Source organism: Spirosoma taeanense (assembly GCF_013127955.1).
Taxonomy (GTDB): Bacteria; Bacteroidota; Bacteroidia; order Cytophagales; family Spirosomataceae; genus Spirosoma; species Spirosoma taeanense.
In genome coordinates, this window is record NZ_CP053435.1 from 964,779 (window position 1) to 987,125 (window position 22,347).

Annotated in this window: 13 protein-coding genes; 2 read left to right on the forward strand and 11 right to left on the reverse strand. The window is 53.0% G+C overall.

Annotated elements, in window-relative coordinates; translation table 11 throughout:
* Positions 1-68: 68 nt before the first annotated feature.
* The 7 genes from HNV11_RS04165 to HNV11_RS04195 form a co-directional block, all read right to left on the reverse strand.
* Entirely contained in the window at positions 69-1,553 is a 1,485-nt protein-coding gene (locus HNV11_RS04165) for a RagB/SusD family nutrient uptake outer membrane protein (protein WP_171738463.1), read from the reverse strand.
* 20 nt (positions 1,554-1,573) lie between these two features.
* Complete coding sequence (locus HNV11_RS04170) at positions 1,574-4,756, reverse strand: SusC/RagA family TonB-linked outer membrane protein (RefSeq protein WP_171738464.1); 3,183 nt, start codon at positions 4,754-4,756, stop codon at positions 1,574-1,576.
* 205 nt (positions 4,757-4,961) lie between these two features.
* The gene (locus tag HNV11_RS04175) at positions 4,962-5,474 is read right to left on the reverse strand and encodes a hypothetical protein (RefSeq protein ID WP_171738465.1); all 513 of its coding nucleotides are present in this window, start codon (positions 5,472-5,474) and stop codon (positions 4,962-4,964) included.
* Positions 5,475-5,504: 30 nt separating this feature from the next.
* Positions 5,505-6,968, reverse strand: a complete 1,464-nt coding sequence (locus HNV11_RS04180) for a SusD/RagB family nutrient-binding outer membrane lipoprotein (RefSeq protein WP_171738466.1) — start codon at positions 6,966-6,968, stop codon at positions 5,505-5,507.
* Positions 6,969-6,992: 24 nt separating this feature from the next.
* Positions 6,993-10,142, reverse strand: coding sequence for a SusC/RagA family TonB-linked outer membrane protein (locus HNV11_RS04185; RefSeq protein WP_171738467.1), 3,150 nt, complete (start codon positions 10,140-10,142; stop codon positions 6,993-6,995).
* Between the two features lie 416 nt (positions 10,143-10,558).
* On the reverse strand, positions 10,559-12,037 hold the full coding sequence (locus HNV11_RS04190) for a RagB/SusD family nutrient uptake outer membrane protein (protein ID WP_171738468.1): 1,479 nt from the start codon (positions 12,035-12,037) through the stop codon (positions 10,559-10,561).
* 14 nt (positions 12,038-12,051) lie between these two features.
* Positions 12,052-15,237: a SusC/RagA family TonB-linked outer membrane protein gene (locus tag HNV11_RS04195; protein WP_171738469.1), complete on the reverse strand. Its 3,186-nt coding sequence runs from the start codon at positions 15,235-15,237 to the stop codon at positions 12,052-12,054.
* Between the two features lie 141 nt (positions 15,238-15,378).
* On the opposite strand from HNV11_RS04195, the gene HNV11_RS04200 reads away from it, so the two are divergent.
* Complete coding sequence (locus HNV11_RS04200; protein ID WP_171738470.1) at positions 15,379-16,716, forward strand: amidohydrolase; 1,338 nt, start codon at positions 15,379-15,381, stop codon at positions 16,714-16,716.
* Between the two features lie 82 nt (positions 16,717-16,798).
* Here the strand turns inward: HNV11_RS04200 and HNV11_RS04205 are convergent, their stop codons facing one another.
* Positions 16,799-17,596 carry an SDR family oxidoreductase gene (locus HNV11_RS04205; protein WP_171738471.1) on the reverse strand — a complete coding sequence of 266 codons (798 nt, stop codon included), beginning with the start codon at positions 17,594-17,596 and terminating at the stop codon, positions 16,799-16,801.
* 117 nt (positions 17,597-17,713) lie between these two features.
* Here HNV11_RS04205 and HNV11_RS04210 point away from each other — a divergent pair, with 117 nt between their 5' ends.
* Complete coding sequence (locus tag HNV11_RS04210) at positions 17,714-19,006, forward strand: DUF2851 family protein (protein WP_171738472.1); 1,293 nt, start codon at positions 17,714-17,716, stop codon at positions 19,004-19,006.
* Positions 19,007-19,054: 48 nt separating this feature from the next.
* Here HNV11_RS04210 and HNV11_RS04215 read toward each other — a convergent pair whose 3' ends face one another.
* The 3 genes from HNV11_RS04215 to HNV11_RS04225 form a co-directional block, all read right to left on the reverse strand.
* Positions 19,055-20,395 (reverse strand): Gfo/Idh/MocA family protein, encoded by a 1,341-nt coding sequence (locus HNV11_RS04215; RefSeq protein WP_171738473.1) that lies wholly within the window; start codon positions 20,393-20,395, stop codon positions 19,055-19,057.
* A gap of 84 nt (positions 20,396-20,479) precedes the next feature.
* The gene (locus HNV11_RS04220) at positions 20,480-21,220 is read right to left on the reverse strand and encodes a 3-keto-disaccharide hydrolase (protein WP_171738474.1); all 741 of its coding nucleotides are present in this window, start codon (positions 21,218-21,220) and stop codon (positions 20,480-20,482) included.
* 69 nt (positions 21,221-21,289) lie between these two features.
* The gene (locus tag HNV11_RS04225) at positions 21,290-22,222 is read right to left on the reverse strand and encodes a sugar phosphate isomerase/epimerase family protein (protein ID WP_171738475.1); all 933 of its coding nucleotides are present in this window, start codon (positions 22,220-22,222) and stop codon (positions 21,290-21,292) included.
* Positions 22,223-22,347 lie beyond the last annotated feature (125 nt).

Below are 22,347 nucleotides of genomic sequence, written 5' to 3' on the forward strand. Positions count from 1 at the left end.
GTCCTGGGGGCGTTTGCCGAGTTAAGGCTGATGAATCCGGTTATGTAACCAGATCAACCGTTGATAAGTTAGTTATCGGTTGCCAGATTGTTCAGCTGCAGCTCCGTGGCCGAGATTGGCCAGATGTAGCCAGACTCATTCGGCCCCTTGGCTGGAATCGTTCCTTTGGCCGGGATCGTCTGCAGCAGGCGGACCAGATCATTGTTACGTAAGCCTTCGCCCAGGAACTCAATCCGACGCTCCAGCAGAATTGCGTTGATCAGCTCCGCTGGAGTCGCAAAACTGGCCGTTGTGTAGGAAGTAGCTGCATCCGACCGGTTCCGGACGGCACTCAGCAACGCTACCGCCTGTGGGTCAACGGTGTTGGTGCTGCGCACTTTCGCTTCGGCCAGATTCAACAGTACTTCGGCGTAGCGGATGACCGGAACCCAGTCCGTATAAGGGCTGGGGGCTTTATATTTGATCAGCCAGTTTTTTACGTTGGTGCCCGTACCCGATTGCTTGATGAACGACCGGCGCTTATCCGTTGCTGTCCAGGTTGGCTCGGCAATGATGCCTCTGGGATTCAGCGAATACTCGCCATTGCCCACGCCACCATTAGCCGCCGTTGGCGAAAAATAATAAGCAAGCTGATTTTGGGTGCCCGGGAAATCGCCCGTGGTGCTGGTCATCGGCATCGAGAATATAGATTCTGGATTTGCATAGGACGTAAACACCGTGGTAATATCGGGCTGTAGCTGATGGGCAACGCCCGTTGGCGCTTTGAACGGAGCCGTGGCACTCACGATTTTATTGGCTTCGGTAATGACACTGGCGTAATTCTGCATCGTCAGGTACACCCGCGTTTTCAGAGCAATGGCGGTGTTCTTGTGCGCACGGGTCGTATTGTCCGAAGCCGTCGTGTAGGATGCCGGCAGGCCTGCTTCGGCTTCGTTCAGATCTTTCAACACCTGCGTATACACCTCCGCTACGGTGCTGCGAGCGAGTGCAGACTGGCCAGTGCTCTGGATACCGTTCAGCCGTAACGGCACACCGGGTTTGTTTCCATTGCCATCGGCATACGGACGGGCGTAGTACTGGAGCAGGCTATAATAGCTCAGACCCCGGATCAGTTTTGCCTCAGCAACGTACCGGGCAGCCGCATCCGCACCCACAATGGCTGAACCACCGGCGGCCATCCCATCAATAAAAATATTGCACTTGTTGATGGCCAGATAGGCATAATACCAAAGGTTCTGCACCGCCGTCGCGCTGTTCGTCGGGTTCAGCCCCCATACATCCGAACCGGTTACCAGGTTGGAGGTTTCATTGATGAACTCTTCACCCCGAATGTCGCCATATACGACGAAGCGACCACCATAGAAGTTACCCTCTTTCAAAGCGCCGTAGAGCGACAAAAGCTGCGTCTGGATTCGGTTGGTTGTGCTGAATGCAGAGGCATCCGACACGGACGTTTGCGGAATTGGCGTCAGCAAGTCCCGGTTGCAGGAGCTTAAGCCAATTCCAATGGGCAGCAGACTACATACAGCTGCGTATTTTATATACTTATTCATCAGAAGTTTTTCAGTTAGAATTAAAAGCCGACTTTCAGACCAAACGTAACGGTGCGCGCGTTCGGCACAGTGTTGCGGTCAACGCCCTGCCCGCTGGTCGCGTTACCATTCGACGAAACTTCCGGATCGGGGCCGGGGTATTTTGTAACGATAGCCAGGTTCTGACCGGTCACGTATAAACGCAGGCTGCTAATCTTGGCCCGCGATAGTAAAGAGGCCGGTAGGGTATAGCCCAGCGAAACCGTCCGTAGTTTCAGGAAATCCCCTTTAAATACATTGATATCCAGCGGAAAAGCGGAGCCATTCGAAACGTTGTCGTTAAACAGCGGCTTGGCGTATTTCTTGCCCGTATCGCCTTCTTTCATCCAGGCGTCGGTCAGTACGTCGGTCGCGTTGTTCCAGAAACGCTGATCATGCAGCCCTGCATTGGTGCCATAATACACGTTGAAGCCTAACTGATAGGTCAGCAGAACGCCCAGATCGAACGGCCCGAACTTGAAATTGTTGTCAAAACCACCGTATATCTTCGGAATCGTGTTGGCATACATGACTCCGTCGGCGGCCTGCGTAATGGCTGTACCGCCGGTCGCGTTAACGTAGCGGGTTTTGCCATCCGGCGTGGTCGAGTAGTTAAACTGCCCGGCTGGTGCATAATACTGGTAATACACGTTCTGACCAGCAGAGTTTACGAAAATCCGCTTCCCCGTTGCCAGATCAACTCCGTTCGTGCGAACGACCCACAAATAGCCCAGGGGATAACCAGGCTGGGTTTGGTTCACCGTTTCCAGACCCGATGTGCCCGTCTGAAGCGAGGACAGACCTGGGGCCAGCGAAGTGACTTCATTCTTGTTGAATGTAATGTTGAAGTTCGATGACCACTGAAGCGATTTTTTGTTCAGAATGCGCGCGTTCAGCGAAAGTTCCAGCCCTTTGTTATACATCGTGCCGATGTTCTGAGGGGGGTAAGCAACGCCGGAAATAGTCCCCGGAATACCCGTGGAAGGAGCCTGTGCTACGTTTAGAATGAGGTTATCGATGTCGTTTTTATACAGCGCCACCTCACCCGTGATCCGATCGTTGAGTAAACCAAAGTTCAAGCCAAAATCCGTTTTGGTACTGGTTTCCCAGCGCAGGCCAGGGTTACCCACCACCGAGAAATACAGCGTTGAGACGCCACCATACAGACCCGACGCATAGGTCGAGTAAGGCGTATAGTCGCCGATGCCGCCGATGTTACCCACTTTGCCGTAGCTTCCCCGAATCTTGAAGCTGCTAAACACGTTGTTCAGTTTGGCGGTCGACCAGAAGTTTTCGCGGGTGATCTCCCAGCCTGCCGAAGCGCCGTAGAAAATACCTTTCTTCTCGCCCAGCGCCGAGTACTCGTCCTGGCGAATATTACCGCTGAGCAGGTATTTTTCTTTGAAATTGTAGTTCAGACGACCGAAAGCCGATAGCAGATAGTTCTCTCCGTAACCCAGGCCCGACGTGTTTGTGGTGGTAAACCCGGCCTGAATTACCGTGTAAGCCGGGTCGGATAACGTCTGACGATTCAGGCCGTACGACTGATAGGTTCTGCGCTGTTGTTCCTGACCCAGTAACAAATCGAAGTTATGGGCTCCGCCGAACGACCGCGTAAACTGAGCCGTATTGGTCCACAGCCATAGTTTATTCTTGCTGGAGATAGCTGCGGCATATCCATTGCTGCTGTATCCTTCGCTCGTAATCGGCGCCTGGAAGATGTCGTTGTCAATCAGCAGATAGTCAATACCAAACTGGCTTCTGAGCGTGATCCATTCCAGCGGCTTGAGCTGCACGTAGGCGTTCGACTGGATGTGGTTATTCTCGCTGTTCGACCGGTTGAGATCTAGGGACGGAATTGGGTTCGGATACGAAATAGATGTACCGGTGATATTGTTGGCAAACCCAATGGCCGATCCGTTTACGTTGTACGACCCGTCGTTATTATAAGCAGGCAGAATTGGCGGCAGCACCAGACCAATACGGCCCAGACCGCTCGTGTTAAAGGCTTCGCCACTCAACGAACCCGACGAAGCAGCCGCAAAGTTCTGTTCGTTTGAAAACGACAGTTTACCGCCGATGCTGAACAGGCGGCTCACTTTACTATCGATATTGAGCAAGGTGTTGATTCGCTTGAAATCATTTTTCCGAATGACGCCCTGCTGGGACGTATAACCGGCCGAAAAATAGTAGTTCGTGTTCTCGCTGCCGCCCGATACGTTAAGGTTATGACTGTGCGACATGGCTTGCCGGTATACGTAATCATACCAGCGGGTATTAATCGGGTTGCCGTTCGCGTCGTTTGTCTGCGTAAACTTAACGGTACTGGCTGTGGCGGGGTTATTGGCAGCGGCCATTGATTTGAACGTGACGTACTGGCTGGCGTTCAGCATTTCGGGCAGACGGTACGGGTTTGAAATACCATACCAACCGTCGTAGCTGATCCGGGCTTTGCCGCTCTTACCGCGTTTGGTCGTAACAAACACAACCCCATTGGCCGCGCGGCTGCCGTAAATGGCCGTAGCGGCTGCGTCTTTGGCAATGTCGATACTTTCAATATCGCTGGGGTTAATGCTGGCCAGCGGGTTGGTAGGTGCGTTAGTTGCGCCCTGATCGCCCGTGTAGGTAGGCACACCGTCGACAACAACCAGCGGATACGAGCTTAGCGAGATAGAGTTTGTTCCCCTAATCCGGAATACGGGCGGGTTGTTGACTACGCCATTGGGAACGGTGATCTGAACCCCCGCCGAACGACCGGCCAGACCAGACTCAAAGCTTTGAATGGGTGTTTCGGCAATGGCGGCTCCTTTCACTGAGGAAATACTGCCGGTGGCATCCTGGCGGGATTGGGTTCCATAGCCAATCACAACAATCTCACTCAGTTGCTGCGCATCGCCCGTCATCGCTATGTTAACGGTACTGCGATTACCAACGGCTACTTCCTGGCTTGTGAAGCCAATAAAGCTAAACACTAAGCGACCGTTGGCCGGAACGTTTACCCGGTACGTGCCATTGGCATCGGTAGTCGTACCCCGGTTTGTTCCTTTTACCTGTACGCTCACGCCCGGCAGAGCGGAGCCATCGTCTGATGAAGTGACGCGGCCACTCACGGCTATATCCTGCGCCAGAACCGGCACACAGAAAAGCAGCGCAAGCAACCAGCTCCCTAATAAAATTTTGTGCATAAATGAATTGAGTTAAGAATAAGAAGTGAATTTCACTAAATGGGGGCAAATATATGGCCGTCGGCACGAGAAGCCATATAAACAAAGCAAGAAATTCAAGAAAAATTTATGTAGATATATTCGCTGTAAACGCCGTTCTGGTGGTCAAAAAGGCAAAAAAGGCCCTCCGATGCATCGGAGGGCCTTTTTAAATAATTGTACGAAACTAAGCCAAGATGCGGGCCCGCACTTGCTGCGTTACAATCTGAGTGCCGTCGTCCAGCGTGACCAGAAAGATGAACGCAATCTCGCGGGGCGACAGGGGATTGCCGGTTGGCGTTACGTTCACCGCCGGATACTTGGCTCTGAATGCTGCCAGCGTGGTTTCAAATGTAGCCGTTGTGCCCGAAGCCGGGATAGGCGTAGCCGTAATCAGCGCTGCCGTCGTATTCAGCGATCCGGCGTTGATGGCCGTAGCGCCAGCGGCTACTTTGGTGATCTCCTTGATGGTCCGACCCGAGCTGCTTGGAATCGAGAGTGTGAACTTAATAGCACCACCGGCTGCTGTAGAAACCTCTATGTAGGGGTTACCGCCATAGGTTGTAGCGCCGGGGAAGGTTACGGGCACTGCGGGGCGATTATCGCGAACCAGCGGACCGTATTGCAGATCATCTTCGCAGGCAATGTTGCAAATGGCCAACGTTGCCAGCAGAAAGCCTTTTATGATTGTCAGTTTCATGCGTTTGCTTGAATAAAAATCAGAATGACATTAATCAACATCCCACCAAACCTTTACGTTTGATTGCGGAGCTGGGTTGGGGAAGTTGGGGTTACGCTCATTCTCGAACGTTACATATACCGCCCGAACCGGACGTGTTGCGTCGACACCGGCCGCGTTCTGAGCGGGCTGCTGGGTTGGGTAACCCGTCCGACGCCAGTCATTCCACAATTCAAGTCCATTGCCCGTGAAGGCGATATACTTCTGCGTGATAATCTGCGCAAGTTTCTCCTGCGTCGAGCCGCTCAGGATAGCTACTTTCGGATTGGCTGCCAGATAAGCGTCGATCTGAGCTGCGGTCTGACCTGCCAGCGTCATCGATGCCCGGATGCCTTCCGTGTACAGCGCCTGCGGATCGCCAGCGGTGCCCAGCACCAGTGCGGATTCCGCCAGGATAAACGCGCGCTGGAAGTTCGTGATCAGCCGTACCGGTCCTTCACCGTTCGCCCCCGTTACGTAGGCATTATAACGCGACCAGGAGGACGTTGGCGATGGCAGCGTACCGCGCTGGCCGTTATCCCAGGTAACGTAGTTCGCAGCTGGTTTCGTAAAGAAAACTGGCAAGCGAGGGTCATTCAGGCCCTGAAGCAGGTTCAGGTACCGAGTGCTCAGCAGAATGTCGTCTTTAAACGAGCTCACGTTGGTATACTCATAACGCGGATCGCGGCTACCGACCGAAGCGCCAAAGAATACGTTAAGATCATCGGCGTTCGACGTAATGAAGTTACCGCTTGCAATAACCTGATCGATAATCTGTTTAGCTAAGGCTGGCTCTTTGCGGCTGATGGTGTTGGCGAATTTCAGCAGCATTGTATTTCCTGCCCGGCGCCACTTGTTCAGATCACCTTTGAAGATAACATCATCGTTACCAGGTTTGGTTGCCGAGGTTTTATCCAGATCGGCCAGACCTTCGCGCACCAGATCAAACAGGCTCTGAATTTGCAGCGACTGGTTGCCTTTGTAGATATCCTCCTGCTTGTCTACGCGCGGCTGCGGGAAGGCTTCACCCTGTAAGGCCTGCGAGTAAGGAACATCCCCCCAAATATCGGTTGCCATCGAAAACGTGTATGCCTTCATGATTTTGGCGATACCCGTATAGGCCGGCGAGTTCGAGGCTGATGCGATGTCAATAACCTTCTGGTAATTGACCAGCGAGCCACCATACAGTTCAAAGCGCCACTGGTTGCCAAAATCGGCACCGGTAGTCGAGTAGATGTCATACGTGGCCGGGCTGTTGGCAGCACCCGCTATCTGCTGCATGATCGTGGATGTAAACCGGTTGATCTCGTTTGCACTGGCAAACGCCGTTCCGATCTCCGACGACGGCAACAACACCGACGGTGGTACCGACGTCGGGTTATTAGGCGTTACGTTAACGTCTAAGAAGTTTGTGCAACTGCCCAGGACACCCACCAATGGCAGCATCAGGACCGCTCTTCTGAATATGATTTTCATTGAATTGTCTCGGAATAAAAAGAATTAGAAAGTAAGCCGAACGTTCGCGCCATAGTTACGCGTATTCGGCGGACCGTTCAGGTCTAAGCCCTGAATGTTACCAGCTCCCTGGGTATTTACCTCCGGATCAGCATAGTAGCCCGGTGCAAAGAAGTACAGGTTCCGGCCGCTGACACCCACCGAGATCTGACCAAACGGGGTCTTGCCTAACAGCGTTTTGGGCAGAGTATAGTTCAGCGCTACTTCGCGCAGCCGGTAAACCGTAGCGTCGAATACAGCTGCCTCTGAAGCCAGACCACCCAGACCCTGCCAGTAGGTTTGTGCCGGCAGCTGGATGTTGTTCGGCCGGAACGAACCGTCCGAATTCTGAATAACGCCCGGCAGAATCCGCGGCTGATCGCGGTCGATGCCCGTTACGTACAGCGAACCTGCGCTCCGGTAATCGACAGCACCGAATGAGTACAGCTGTCCGCCCTGACGTACGTCGACCAGCGCCGACAGGGTCAGACCTTTGTAGGAGAACGTGTTCGTCAGACCGGCCGTGTAGTTCGGGTTCGGGTTCGAGATAACCTGACCCGCAAGCGTCGGCGCAAATTGACCCGTTGTTGGGTTGATTACATACTGACCAACGTTTTGGCCGGTTGCGTCATAGTACAGACCCTTGGGGTCGGTATTCTGCACACGCGGGTAGGCCGAGCTGACAATGACGCCATAGGGCTGGCCTTCCACGATTGACGAGGTAATACCAATGAAGCCGTTTCCGGTGATGCCCGACTGCTTAACACCCGGTGCAATCGAAATAACTTTGTTCCGGATGCGGGTAAAGTTCAGGTTGATATCCCACTTGAAGCCGTTAACGCGGACTGGTGTAGCCGACAGAACAAGCTCAACACCGCGGTTCTGCAGCTCACCCACGTTGGTCGTGCGGGTATCGTAACCCGACGATGGCGATACGGCTACGTTGAAAATCTGGTTCGTTGACCGTGTGAAGAAGTAGGCAGCGTCCAGGCTCAACCGGTTGTTGAAAAAGCCCAGGTTCAAACCAACTTCCGAAGATGTAACGAATTCAGGCGTCAGGCCATTATTGCCAATCCGGGTGCTGATACCAAAACCCGGAATGCTGTTGCCGCCAATTGAAATCGGGAACTGAACACTGGCCAGGTTATTACCATAGCTCGACGTGACGAATACCGAGTTTAGCAGGTACGGATCGGCATCGCGGCCTACCCGGGCAAGGCTGGCCCGTACTTTGGCGTACGAAAGAACGTCCGACTGGACCTTGAAGGCGTCGGTTGGAACGAAGCTAACCGAAGCCGACGGATAAAAATATGTGCTGCTGGATTTGGGAAGCGTAGACGACTGGTCAGCGCGGCCCGTCAGTTCCAGGAACAGGTAGTTATTATAGGCAAACGAAGCCTGCGCGTAGTAACCAACCAGTCGGCGCAGCGTAGACGATTCGCCCGAACTGGTGAATACCGACGCGTTCGATACGTTCTCGAAACCCGGAATGGTCAGCGATGCGCCATATACCGTTGCATTCTGCGTTTTGCGCTGATTAATGTTGTTACCGAGCAACAGGTTGGCCGTCAGGCCGTCCAGGAAGAACCGGTCCGTCTTGGCGTTGATGAGCAGGTCACCGTTCAATTCAGAGCGGAAGAAGTTGTCCTGGATGACTTCGCCCTGCGGAGCGCGGGCAGCCCCAATGCTGTTGACCGCTTTCCGGCGATCGGTATAGGTATCACCCGTTACGCGGTACGTTACGTTCAGCCATTTGGTTACGTCGTAGCCCACCGTGAAGTTACCGAAGAAACGGTCTACCTGACTGTTGAGCGTTGTGTTATAAAGCGCCCAGTTCGGGTTGTTTGACGTCGTCAGGAAATAAATGCTCTGACCGTTGGCATCCTGGTAAGGCTCGTTGGGCAGGTCGTAGCTACGCGGAATCCGGGTCAGCTGACCGTAAGCGCTACCGCCGTTACCCAGGGCTGCACCCCGCTGGATGGTCTGCACATACGTACCGGTTCCGGTAATCCGCAGGCCATTGTTCAGCTTGGTTTCACCGCCCAGCTGGACGTTGGTCCGGCCAAACTTCGAGTTTGGCGTAATACCCTGCTGGCTGGTGTTGCTGAGCGAGATATTGAAGTTACGGGCAGCGTCACCACCGGCAATACTCGCCGTGTTCTGCAGAATAGTGCCCTGCCGGTAAAAATCCTGCACGTTGTTCGGATACGCCTGATACGGACGCGATTGCCCCTGCAGGTTGGTTACCGACGTAGGACCACCCACAAACGGCGGGCCCCAGGAGTTGGTAGTGTTGTTAACAAACAGGTTGTTCGTTCCCTGACCGTAATCGTTCTGGAAACGCGGCAGACCATACACGTTCTGCACGTTATAGGACGACGTAATCGTTACTTCCGTTTTGTTGTTCTGGCCCCGGCCGTTCTTCGTCGTGATGATAATAGCTCCGGCCGATGCGCGCGATCCGTACAGCACAGCCGCAGCGGGTCCTTTCAGAACGTTGATCGACTCAATGCTTTCGGGGTTAACGTCAGCCAGGCGGTTAGCCGACTGCGACTGGAACAGGGTATTACCCGTAATGTTTACGTCGTTGCTGAAGATAATACCATCCACCACGATCAAGGGCTGGTTCGAACCGTTAAAGGACGTGATGCCGCGAATGTTGATGTTGGTTGAAGCACCCGGCGCGCCACTTTGCCCCGAAATGTTTACCCCGGCTAGTTTACCCTGCAGTGCGTTGAGCAGGTTAGGCTCCGAACGCTGCGCGATCAGACCACCACCTATTTCCTGCGTCGAATAACCCAGCGACCGCTTGTCGCGCTCGATACCCTGCGCAGTAACAACGATTTCGTCGAGGCTCTGCGTACCACTGGACAAGGTTACGTTAATAGTTGACTGGTTACCCACAGGAATTTCCTGGGTGCCAAAACCGATGTAACTGAACACCAGCCGGGCATTGGCTGGCACACTAAGGCGGTAGTTTCCCTGAGCATCAGTCGTTGCTCCACGGGTAGTACCTTTTACCTGGATGCTCACACCCGGCAGAGCGGAGCCATCATCTGATGAAGTGACGCGGCCACTTACTGATACTTCCTGTGCCAGCACGGGCAAACAGAAGAGTAACGTAAGCAGCCAGCTACCCAATAAAATTTTGCGCATTTGTGAGGTGAAATTAAAACTACATTAAAAAAATAAAATGGGAGACAAATATACTGTGTAGAAGGAACAACTGATACGCTGGTTACAAGATAATTTTTACAATACTCGAATCTTAACCAAAATGTTACGTAAAATATAATTCTCATTGGTAAGCAAAGCCGACTACTGTTCATAAAGTAAACTATCAATCCGGTAAGCCCTATATTATTTGGGATTCAATCGGGATTACTGATTAGTTGTATAAACAATCAAAATTGAATATTTCGGAGGGTGGGTAAGGGTAGCTTCCAGGGGATTGCCTAGCCCGGGAGAGTGAGGGAGCGGATCTGTCCAGACTACGCATTGCCCCCAAATAACAGCGCGCCCAACCAGCTGACTGGTTGGGCGCGTATAACCCGGCAGAAGAGAGTTACTACTTACAGCGGATTCTGAACGATTGCTTTGTTGGCATTGATCTCACGGCGTGGAATCAGAAACTCCCACTGTTTATCACCAGCCGGTACGTCGAAGAGCACGGCAACGGCAGAGCTGACATTAGCGCCGTTCCGGTTCAGGGGCTGGTTGGTTCGCTTCAGATCCGTAAACCGGAAGCCCTCACCCCATAACTCAACCCGGCGATTAAAGGAAATCTCCTCCAGAAGCTGCGTACCCGTTTTGGTTGACTTAACGTAAGACGGGTCGCGCTTACTGACCAGATCAAACAGCACTCCGGCAGCTTCGGCATCCTTACCCTGACGAGCCAGCGCTTCGGCTTCGATCAGATACATCTCGGCCGCCCGCATGTAAGGAATATCACCCATGGTACTGGTCGAAGGCGTACCCGGCAACCGGAATTTCTGGGTCATGTAAGGGACCCGTACTCCGCCCGTCGGTACAATCGAATTTGTAGTCGTTGGGGTTTTAACCCACATCTTCGACCGGACATCCGTAGTCGGAATCTGGTCATACAGCTTGCTGTTAATGACCTTTGGATCTACGCGGATGTTGGTGGAGTTAAAGTTGGCCGAGATATACGAGTGGTACGCGCCAAAATACTCGGACTGATCTTCAAGGTGATCAAAGCCCCACATCCATTCGGGATTGCTGATGTCCGAAAACCCATCCTGATACTGGGCAGTGGTCATGGGCGTATATCCTTTACGCGCTTCAGCCGCAAACTTAGCTGCATCGGCCCAGCTCTGCTGGGTTAGCGCCACGCGTGCCTGTAAACCTTTAATCACCTCAAGATTGATGTGCGATTTATAGCTGCGGCTCGACGTAAGCAAGGTGGCAGCCTCGGCCAGATCTTTGTTGATCTGGGTATACACATCCTCAACGGTTGCGCGGGGCAGGCCTTCGGTCGTTGGCGTCAGCACCAGAGGCACACCGAGCTGGCTGTTAGGCCTGGTGGCAGCGTCGTACCGCTTACCATATAACTGCACAAGATTGAAATACGAGAAAGCCCGTAAGCCCAATGCCTCGCCCTTAATCTGATTCCGCTCAGCTTGAGTACCCGCAGCATTATCGATACTGGTAATTGCAATATTTGCATTGCCAATCAGCCGATAGTATAATTCATAAGGTAACTGATCGCCCGTTGATGTTTCTGAGCGGTGCGCCTGCCAGCGGGTTTCGGGCAGGTGCCAGGTGTTGGCCGTGTTCGGTATAATTACGTCCTCACCCAGAACATCCACAATAATCATCATTGCCGGATGCCCGAAATGGCCCTGAGAACCCAGATACCGCACGATCATGGCCCGGTAAATGCCGTTAAGGGCTGCCGTTGCGTTTTTAGTGGTGGCATAGGCCGATCCTGCATCAACGCTACCGGTTGGCGACGTTTCCAGGAATTCCTTTTCGCAGGCGGTGGTGAGCACGCCTATCGCCAGGAGCATTGTTAACAATTTAAATTTCATGAGTTGTCTGAAGCTTAGAGTGAAAAGGAAACCCCCAGAACCAGGCTCTTGGCCGGGCTGAATACGTTACTGGTAACCCCGGTGAAGTTCTGCTGAACATTCATGCCCTGACGACGGGACAGAATTAAAAAGTTTTCCCCGCTGACGTATACCTGGGCGTTCTCCAGGAATAGTTTGCGAGCCAGCACATTTGGCAGCGAGTAGGAGAGCGTTACCGAACGGAAGTTAAGATAACTGGCGTCGATAAGCCACCGGTCCGAAGCAGCATCAAAATCTGAGGTCCGGCCAGCGTCCATGCGGGGTACGTCGGTGATGTCGCCGGGTTTCTGCCAACGCTGCAGAATATCCACGTGTTTTGCGTTACCGTAACCCCCGGAACTCATCAGCGAAGCATACGCTCCGTCGTAGGTTTTACCGCCGATCTGATACACAATCAGCGCTGAGAGAGACAGGCCTTTGTAGCGAAGCGTGTTGGTAATACCACCCGACAGAGCTGGAATAGAGGTTCCGTTATACTGATAGCGCGCGTTGTTGACGCTGGTTGTCAGCGTGTCACCCGATTCCGTGATGTATGAGTTGGCTGGTACGTAGCTGGCTGCCCGGTACTGAGTTTCGCCCGTTGTCGGGTTAACGCCCTTGTATTCCCGGAGCCAGTAATCATAAATAGACCGACCAACGGCAAGTTTCTTGGTTCCGTCGATAATCTCGGGGTTCTCGTCCGGCATCTTCGTAATCTGGTTCTTTAACCGGGTAGCATTCAGATCAATGCGCCAGGTAAAATTCTGCGTACGAACGGGTTCAATACCCAGCTCGACCTCAACGCCCCGGTTATACATCGTGCCGATGTTGCGGGTAACGGTCGATATTCCCGATGATAAAGGCAGGGGAACGGCAAAAATCAGGTTGGAGGATCGACGGTCAAAATATTCAAACGTACCCGATACCCGACCTTTGAACAGACTGAACTCCAGGGCCGCGTCGAACGAGTTGCTCGATTCCCATTCCAGATTCTGGTTGCCCAGGCTGGACTGCAGAATCCCGGCCTCCATTGCGTTGTTCCAGCCCAGGTTGTACAGCGGCTGCCACGCATAATAGCTGATCGTGTTGTCCTGAGCGTCCTGCCCCGTGTTGCCCCCGCCATCGTTACCGGTCTGACCGTAGGAGGCTCTTAGCTTCAGCGAATTGATTGTTGGAATTGACCGCAGGAAATCCTCCTGATCTAAACGCCAGGCACCACTAACGGAGTAGAACGTACCCCAGCGGGTATCGCGGAAGAACTTACTCGAACCATCGCGACGCACCGAGAACGATGCAAAGTATTTCTGATCGTAATCGTAGTTGATCCGCGAGAAGTAGCCTTCTATACGGCGCGAAAACGCAACCGAAGACAGGTTTGTGGTCGTGGTGAAGTTGACCAGCTCGTAGTTACCATCCAGAATCTGCTGCGAACGCGACCCGGTTAGGTTGTTATCACCAACCTGGAAGTTTTCATGACCCAGCAGCACATCGAAGTTGTGATCACCAAACCCCTTGCTGTAGTTCAGCAACTGGTTGAGATTATAGCTGGTGATATTCTGGAATTCGTGCGAAGCGCGTCCCGCCGGAGCGCCGTCACCTACATGAGGGTTCCCAAACGTATACCCGTTATAATTCGTGATATCGGTACCGAGGTTAGTCGTGAATTTGAAATCCTTCAGGAACGAAATCTCTGCGTAGCCACGGGCACTCAAGACGTTACGCCGGAAATAGTTCTGATTCAGAAGCGTTTCCGCAACCGAATGGCGACCGCCAAAAGCAGGCCGTGCCGGTAGGCCCAGGGCGGTCAGGTTGCCAAAATCCCAGCGTCGGCTACCGTCCGGCAACGTCAGAAACTGGCCCGGGTTAGCCGGATCGTAGGCACAAACCGGGTAGATTGGGCCAATATTCCGGGAGAAATAGAAGGGGTTAACAAAAGCAGTGCTGCTGCCCGCATCGGCCTGATTTGACTTTGTAATCGTTGCCGCCAGATTGGCACCGGTTCTGAACCAGGGTTTCATCTGAGAATTGATGTTGAGCCGGCCCGTATAACGCTCATAATCGGAGCGGAGCAGGTAGCCTTTATCATTCAGGTACGACATCGACAGGAAATAATCGGACTTGTTCTGCCCACCGGCGAAGCTTACGTTCAGTTCATCCCGGTTACCCTGGCGCATGATTGGCTTTTCCCAGTTCAGATCATCAAGCGAAAATTTAAGCTGCGCATTTGGGTTCATCTGACCATTGACGTCAACGACCTGGTTGTCCGGAACGTTATAAACATTGTAGCCCACCAGACTAATCAAACGGTTCGTCGCATCCTGGTTGGCCGGGGTCAGCGCTATGGGGTTCGTGGCCCGGTACGCCAGGCTGTTCCGGTACATTTCCCACATCAGCGGATAATACTGATCAACGCCTACCCGCTCATATTCGGGAAGCCCGCGGGTACTTAAGCCTTTCGTGTAGCGGACGTTAATCGTGCTGCGATCTTTTGCGCCCTTTTTCGTAGTCACAACCACCACACCATTGGCCGCCCGGGCACCGTACAGTGCCGTTGATGACGCATCTTTCAGGACAGAGATGCTCTCAATATCATTCGGACTGATGTTGGCAATGGAGCCCGAGTAGGGAATACCATCTACCACATACAGCGGATCATTTCCCGAAGAGATTGAGCCAAAACCGCGGATACGAATCTCGGGTGCCGTACCGGGTTGTCCGCTGCCGGCCGTAGTCTGCACCCCCGAAACGGCACCGGACAGCGCCTGACCAATGTTCGTGATCGGGCGATTCTGAATTTGGGAAGTGGAGATAGTACCCGCGGAACCCGTAAACGAAGCGCGCTTGGCTGTGCCGAAAGTCGTCACGATAACCTCGTCCAGATTAGCCACATCCGGGGCCAGACGAACCGAAATCGTCGACTTATTGCCGACAACTGTCTCCTGTGACGCATAGCCAATAAAGCTAAAAACCAACCGACTATCCGCTGGAGCACTTATCCGATAATTACCATCGGCATCGGTAGTCGTACCGCGTGTTGTGCCTTTTACCTGCACGCTCACCCCCGGAAGGGCTGAGCCGTCGTCTGATGAAGTAACCTGGCCGCTAACTGTTACGTTCTGCGCTATAACAGGAAAACAGAACAATAACAAGAGAAACCAGGTGCCTGCTAAAAATTTTCTCATAGAACTTTACGAACAATTATTTTTAGGAAACACTAAATTGGGTAGCAAATTTATGTATTATGATAGTAAGTGCAATATTTTATTTGGATAAAGTTGTATATTGCGTTCCCAGAACTGGCTTAAGAAAAATTGTAAAATTTTATGAATAACTTTCATCTAACCTTCGGGCTGCTAGCGGCCGCCAGCCTCTCTGTGCAACTTGCGCAGGGGCAGTCAACCACACTCACCGCCCGCCTGGACAAAGCAGCGGACGGGCTTGAAAAAAAGGTTGTAAGCTGGCGCCGGGACTTCCATCAGCACCCGGAGCTGGGCAATCGCGAGTTCCAGACAGCCGCCAAAATCGCGGCTCATCTGCAATCGCTTGGCATTGAGGTTAAAACCGGCGTTGGTAAAACGGGTGTTGTTGGTCTGCTGAAGGGCGGCAAGCCCGGCCCAGTGGTGGCGCTGCGGGCAGATATGGACGGCCTGCCTGTAACGGAGCGGGTTAACCTGCCGTTTAAATCAGAAGCTCGCACGGAATACAATGGGCAGCAAACGGGTATCATGCACGCCTGCGGACACGATACGCACGTGGCGATGCTGATGGGCGCGGCCGAAGCCCTGGCATCGGTGCGGAGCGAACTGAAAGGAACCGTGAAGTTTATTTTTCAACCCGCCGAAGAAGGCGCACCAGCTGGCGAAGAAGGCGGAGCGGAGCTGATGGTTAAGGAAGGTGTTCTCGAAAACCCAAAAGTCGATGCCATTTTTGGTCTGCACATCAACTCACAGACCGAGGTCGGCACGATTAAATACCGACCCGGCGCAACGATGGCCGCCGTGGATCAATACGCCATAAAAATTAAAGGCAAACAAACCCATGGCGCGTCGCCCTGGTCGGGGGTTGACCCGATTGTAACGGCTTCGCAGGTAGTTATGGGGCTCCAGACCATTGTTAGCCGGAATCTGCCCATCACCGATAATGCGGCCGTGGTTACCGTTGGCGCTATTCATGGCGGAATCCGGCAGAATATCATTCCGGAAGAAGTAAGCATGATTGGTACGATCCGCTCATTCGATGGGAACATGCAGAAGACCATTCACCGCCGGATAAACGAAATCGCGACCAACATTGCCGAGAGCGCCGGAGCCAAAGCCGACGTGAAAATCGACATTATGTACCCGGTAACGTATAATGACCCGAAATTAACCGATCAGATGGTGCCGACGCTGGAGGCTGTGGCCGGAAAAAACAACGTGAAAATTACGCCCGCTCAGACTGGCGCTGAGGATTTCTCATTCTATCAGCAGAAAATACCTGGGTTCTTCTATTTTCTGGGGGGCATGACCAAAGGGAAGAAACTGGAAGAGGCCGCTCCGCACCATACGCCCGATTTTCAGATTGATGAAAGCTGCTTTGTGTTAGGCATGAAATCGCTCTGTCACCTGACAGTCGATTATATGGAGCAGGCCAGTAAACCGGCTGCTGTCAGCGGGAAATAAAATTCAGTATCCATAAAAATCCTGACGAACGCAGCGTAATGGTACTTCTGCACTCGTCAGGATTTTGTTTATGCCGGAACCGTTACGCCCCTTCGCGTTTCCGAAGAATGCGTGAGAGCAAACCGGGCAGAAAACGCTTCAGGTAGATACCGTACGTTTCGCTCCCGCCAATGTAAACTTCTTCTTTTTCCTGCGAGACCGCCTGTAGTAGTTTCCGGGCAAAATCATGAACGTCCATGCCCTGCTCCTGATTGGTGTCCATCTTACCATGCACCTGCCCATCGGCCCCCAGGGCATGGAGCGAAATAGGCGTTCGGATGTAGCCGGGACACACAATCGTTACGCGCAGACCACGATCGTAGGTTTCTGCCCGCAGAGCATCAAAAAAACCGTGCAGAGCGTGTTTACTGGCGCAGTAGCCAGATCGCTGCTTCGTGCCCAGTTTGCCCGCTACACTGCTTGTAACGACGAAATGACCGCTTCCCTGTGCCAGCATGAAAGGCAGAACCGCCTTGGTAAGGGCAACTACGCCAAAAAAATTAACGTCCATCAGCCGCTTATAAACCGAGAAATCCGTGTCGACTACGTTGCTGCGCTGCGTAATGCCAGCGTTCTGAAACACGTAATCGATTCGGCCAAAACGCTGGCGAACCGTTTCGACATGAACGGGCAGGCTATCGGTATCCGTCATATCCATGGGCAGAATCAACATGTCTGACTCAGGCAGGTTGGTCTGGTTGGCTACGCGCTGCAATTCGTCGGTGCGCCGGGCTGACAAAATCAATCGCGCGCCCTGACGGGCAAGTTCAAGCGTGACGGCCTCACCAATGCCCGACGACGCACCGGTAATCCAGATGACTTTTTGAGAGAAGGCAGTCATAAAATGATGGGGAATATGTATGCTTATAGCGCTATAAACCTACCAATGGAATGACGAGCAACCTACAATTTACCTAAAAGTTTCCTTTACCATAACTCCTTATTTTCATCGTTCGCTGTGTCTGAAGTTTTTCTCTATTTTCTCTGGCAGTATCAATATTTTAATACCCTTCATCTAACTACTACCGACGGGGAGCCCGTGCGGGTGCTGCATCCTGGTTTCCGGAACTACGACGCCGGTCCTGATTTCACAAACGCCCGTTTGCTGATCAATGACGTAGAGTGGGGCGGAACTGTCGAGATGCACGTGAAAGCCTCGGACTGGCTGGCACACCGTCATCAGCACGATCGGGCCTATGATAACGTAGTGTTGCACGTTGTCTGGCAGGATGACCACAGTACGACCGGTAGGCCGATTAACCGCACCAACGGGACGACCATTGCCACGCTCGAACTTGAACCCCTTACCGATTCCGGGCTGATTGAACGGTATGGCCGTCTGGCTGACGCCCCGGAAGCCATCGCCTGTGCAGGTCAGTTTAGGTCGGTGCAACCGCTGCGGATCACATCTATGCTCGATCGGGCGATGCTGCAGCGCCTTGAACGTAAAGCTGCGGGTGTTCGGGCGGTGTTTGAACAGACAAACGGCGACTGGGAGGAAACGGCCTATCGGCTGCTGGCTATAAATATGGGGTTTAAAATCAATGCGGATCCCATGGCCCAGCTTAGCCGGGCGGTTCCCCTGAAAGCCATTCTGAAACACCGCGACGTTTTGTTACAGGCAGAAGCTTTGTTGTTTGGTACGGCCGGTTTGCTGGACGCTACTAACCCGGATACGTATGTAACCGCGCTGGAGCGGGAGTACCGGTTTATGTCGGCTAAATACAACCTGACTGAAAAACGCCTGGAGACCCACGCCTGGAAATGGGGCCGGTTACGCCCGGCTAATTTTCCAACGCTGCGACTGGCCCAGCTGGCGCGTCTGGTAACTCGCCACGCCAGTTTGTTTTCCCTGTTTGTGGGAACGAGTGATGCCGAAACATTGCTGAACGCCCTTCAAATTACGCCGTCTGAATACTGGCAGTCGCATTATCGTTTCGGGAAAGCGACAGAGAAAGCCGCACCGAAGGTAGGCTTGGGCGCAGCCGAAAATATTGTGATCAATACAGTCGTGCCGTTGCTGGCGGCTTATGCGCACCATCGGGGGCAACCGGCCTATATCGACCGGGCCGTTGCGTTGCTGGAGCAGTTACCCGCCGAGCAGAACCGCCTGACTGATAGCTGGGAAACCCTCGGGCTGGGTATTCGGACGGCTTTTGATTCACAGGCGTCCATTGAACTATATAACGAGTTCTGCGTGCTTAAAAAGTGTCTGAACTGCCAGATAGGGGCAGGGCTTATAAAACAGTAAAAGGAATGATCGGCCGATCATTCCTTTTACTGTTGCTTCAGTATTTGATTAGCTGACGGCTACGTCCTGCTTGGTCGAATCCCAGGTGATACGTTTGCCGGTGTGCAGGGCCATCGTTGCCATAATGTTGGCCACCGAGTGGTTGAAGCCCACGCGGGCGGGTGCATTTGGCTCTTTCCGGCTCCGGACACACTCCATCCAGTTGAGCATGTGCAGCGAGGTCATTGGGTCACCACCGGTGTTGGCCGAGGTTTCCATTTTGGCCACTTCGCCCAGCGACATGGTTGGCAGCAGGTTCGCCTGCATATTCATTTCTTTGGCGTATTTAGCCTCCAGACCACCATCCGGCGAAATCTTGTTGGTGTCGAGATTAATCATACCCCCGTTTGAGAAATAGTATTCCTTCACGCCACCCGCTTCATTATTCATACGCGACGAATACAGCACCTGGAAGCCTTTGGTTTTGTCGTTATCCGGGCCGTAATCAAACACAGCAGTAAAGGTATCCGCGTTGACGCGGCCATCTTTCCAGCTATAAACACCTCCGTTGGCGACTACGGAGCGCGGATGATCCAGACCACTGAACCAGTGAACAGTGTCGATCTGGTGCGACATCCACTGCCCCGGAATCCCCGACGAATAGGGGTAAAACAGGCGGAACTCCAGGTACTTACGAGGGTCCCAGGCTACTTTCGGGCGGTTCATCTGGTAACGATCCCAGTCGGTATCTTCCTTCCGGATTTCAGAAACCAGTTTGGGCCGACGCCAGCGCCCCGGCTGGTTGACGTTCCAGGTCATTTCGACCATCGTAATGTCGCCAAACTTACCCGATCTGATAAAATCGTTGGCCTGATGGTAGTTGGGAGCCGAGCGTCGCTGCGAACCGACCTGGACAATCCGCTTCGAACTTTCGACGGCTTTAAGAGCCTTGCGGGCGTCGTCGAGGGATTCAGCAAAGGGCTTTTCGCAGTAAACGTCGCGCCCCGATTCTACAGCGGCTGCGCAATGGAGTGCGTGCTGGAAATCGGCGGTGCTGATGATAACGGCATCAACATCCTTTCGGTCGAGGAGTTCGTCATTATTCCGCGCTTTGAAAAACGAGCTGTCGTTCCAGCCTTTTCCTTTCAGATACTGTTCGGCCTCATCGCGACGGCGGTTCCAGATGTCTGACACGCCGACGAAGGCAAAGTTCTGGTTTTTAGCATGTTCGGCAAACGCCGGTGCCAGCGACTGCCGGAAACGATCCGAGAAGCCGATAATGCCAACCCGAACGCGGTCGTTCGAGCCAAGAATACGGGCGTAGCTGCTCGCGGAGAAGCCCATGCCCAAGCCGGCGAGACTAAAGCTGGCCGCTGCCGTTTTTTTTATGAATTCGCGACGGTTTTCCATGTGTTTCAAATGATTAAGTTCAGACACCTGACACCAGCTAAAGGCAATTGCCCGAAAAGTCTAATGGCTGACTGTCAATCTCTTTTAAAGAGTTTTGATTTTAATGTTTCGGAAAGCGACCCGGTTGCCATGATCCTGTAGTAGAATGTGGCCTTTGGGCGCTTCGCCAAATCGACCACTGGCGTTGTATTCCGGCGCTTTGTATTTGCTCATGGCAACCAGTTTCCGGAAGTTTTCGCTGCCCCGCTCGTAGTCAACAACTTTTTTGCCGTTCAGCCAGTGTTCAACGTGTTTACCTTTCGACACCACGCGACCCGTGTTCCATTCGCCAATGGGGTTGGCCTTTTTGCCACTTGCCGGGATCAGATCATACAATGAACCCACTGTCCGGTTGCCATCCCGCCCCATTTTGGCGTCGGGGTGTTTGTCGTCGTCCAGCACCTGGTATTCCAGGCCAAATGCAGACCCTTTGGGTTTGGGCGTATGCTCTTCTACGAAATACTTGAGCCCACTGTTGGCGCCTTCGGTCAGTTTGAAATCAAACGTAAGGTCGAAATCACTGTATTCGCCCGTCGTAACGATATCGCCAAAGCTATGCGATTCGGACCCGTCAGACTGCTGGATGATCAGCATGCCATCTTCTACGTTCCAGCCTTTTTCGGGGAACTTGTCTTTGTAAGCCCCGCGCCAGCCGTTGGTTGTTTTTCCGTCGAAGAGCAGTTTCCAACCCTCTTTCCGTTCTTTTTCGGTGAGCGTGTTGGGTGTCTGCGGTTTTTCAAAGGCCAGCAGGCCCAGCACCAGGCCCGCTAAGAATAGTTGTTTCATGGGTACGTAATCTATTACTGAATAATCCGGCAGACAACAAACCCTACAGTCCGCTGCTGCCACAACGATTTACAGAGGATGATTTAAGGTTTTTGTGATGTAATCCTTATTAATCTGGGCGCATTGGGCGGCCGTTTTGTCTTTCTCCGGAACCCCATCCAGCTCAATGATGCCCCAGCCTTTAAAGTTGATATCGTCAACGGCTTTGAACACGGCCGGAACATCAACGTTTCCGCGGCCCAGTTCCACAAACTTATAAGCTTTGGGGTTTTCAGGCTTATCGGGTAGGGGCGACATCGTGTCCTTCAGGTGCAGGGCATACAGGATGTCTTTATACTGCTTCACGGCTTTTTCGGGCTGACCTCCGCCCTGGCGATAGTGGGCGATGTCGAGCAGCAGTTTGCAATATTTCGGGTTCATCGTCTGCACAATCACATCAACTTCTTCGGGGGTTTCGCCAAGCTGGTTCATGTGGTTGTGGTAAGCCGCCTGAATGCCCATGTCGGCGGCCTGTTTGCCAATTTCATTCATAACCGTCGCCAGCCGCTTCAGCTCCTCAGTCGTTGGCTGGCGATCTTTTGGCCGGGCACTGTTGGTCAGCTGAATCGCCGACCCACCGAGGGCTTTAACAAAACTGGCGTGCGCTACGTGGGTATCAATGGTGCTTTGTTCTTTAGCCGGATCGATTTCAACGTTACCGCTCGAAAACATAGCCAGCGTCAGCTTATGCTGATCCAGCAGGGCCTTTAGTTCCGAAGGTTTGGCCCGATACGGTCCGAAGGTGTTGGATCGCAACTGAATGCCACGATAACCCAGCCCGGCAATGTCGGCAATAGCCTGGGCGTCGTTCCCCCCCCAGGTAATAGACGAGTAGGCAATTTTAAGGCCTGATTTCTTAACCAGTTCAGAATGGGCCATGAGTCGGCTGGCACCGGCCGAAACCGCCAGCGCCGACAAACCGGCCATCGTTAGAAACTGTCTTCTGTTTACAGTCTCGTGCATAAGGGTAGGGTATAACCAGTGAAGACCGGATTGGTTCATTACTAGTAGTGAGACAAATTTAATCTGATTAAAAGAAGAATCGGGCGCTTTACTTTTACTTGATATAAGGCAAAAAAAGAGTGATT

What these genes read in the sequence shown, in the direction of transcription:
- HNV11_RS04165 (WP_171738463.1), bottom strand. Translation starts at nt 1,553, where the DNA reads ATGAATAAGTATATAAAATACGCAGCTGTATGTAGTCTGCTGCCCATT.
- HNV11_RS04170 (WP_171738464.1), bottom strand. Translation starts at nt 4,756, where the DNA reads ATGCACAAAATTTTATTAGGGAGCTGGTTGCTTGCGCTGCTTTTCTGT.
- HNV11_RS04175 (WP_171738465.1), bottom strand. Translation starts at nt 5,474, where the DNA reads ATGAAACTGACAATCATAAAAGGCTTTCTGCTGGCAACGTTGGCCATT.
- HNV11_RS04180 (WP_171738466.1), bottom strand. Translation starts at nt 6,968, where the DNA reads ATGAAAATCATATTCAGAAGAGCGGTCCTGATGCTGCCATTGGTGGGT.
- HNV11_RS04185 (WP_171738467.1), bottom strand. Translation starts at nt 10,142, where the DNA reads ATGCGCAAAATTTTATTGGGTAGCTGGCTGCTTACGTTACTCTTCTGT.
- HNV11_RS04190 (WP_171738468.1), bottom strand. Translation starts at nt 12,037, where the DNA reads ATGAAATTTAAATTGTTAACAATGCTCCTGGCGATAGGCGTGCTCACC.
- HNV11_RS04195 (WP_171738469.1), bottom strand. Translation starts at nt 15,237, where the DNA reads ATGAGAAAATTTTTAGCAGGCACCTGGTTTCTCTTGTTATTGTTCTGT.
- HNV11_RS04200 (WP_171738470.1), top strand. Translation starts at nt 15,379, where the DNA reads ATGAATAACTTTCATCTAACCTTCGGGCTGCTAGCGGCCGCCAGCCTC.
- HNV11_RS04205 (WP_171738471.1), bottom strand. Translation starts at nt 17,596, where the DNA reads ATGACTGCCTTCTCTCAAAAAGTCATCTGGATTACCGGTGCGTCGTCG.
- HNV11_RS04215 (WP_171738473.1), bottom strand. Translation starts at nt 20,395, where the DNA reads ATGGAAAACCGTCGCGAATTCATAAAAAAAACGGCAGCGGCCAGCTTT.
- HNV11_RS04220 (WP_171738474.1), bottom strand. Translation starts at nt 21,220, where the DNA reads ATGAAACAACTATTCTTAGCGGGCCTGGTGCTGGGCCTGCTGGCCTTT.
- HNV11_RS04225 (WP_171738475.1), bottom strand. Translation starts at nt 22,222, where the DNA reads ATGCACGAGACTGTAAACAGAAGACAGTTTCTAACGATGGCCGGTTTG.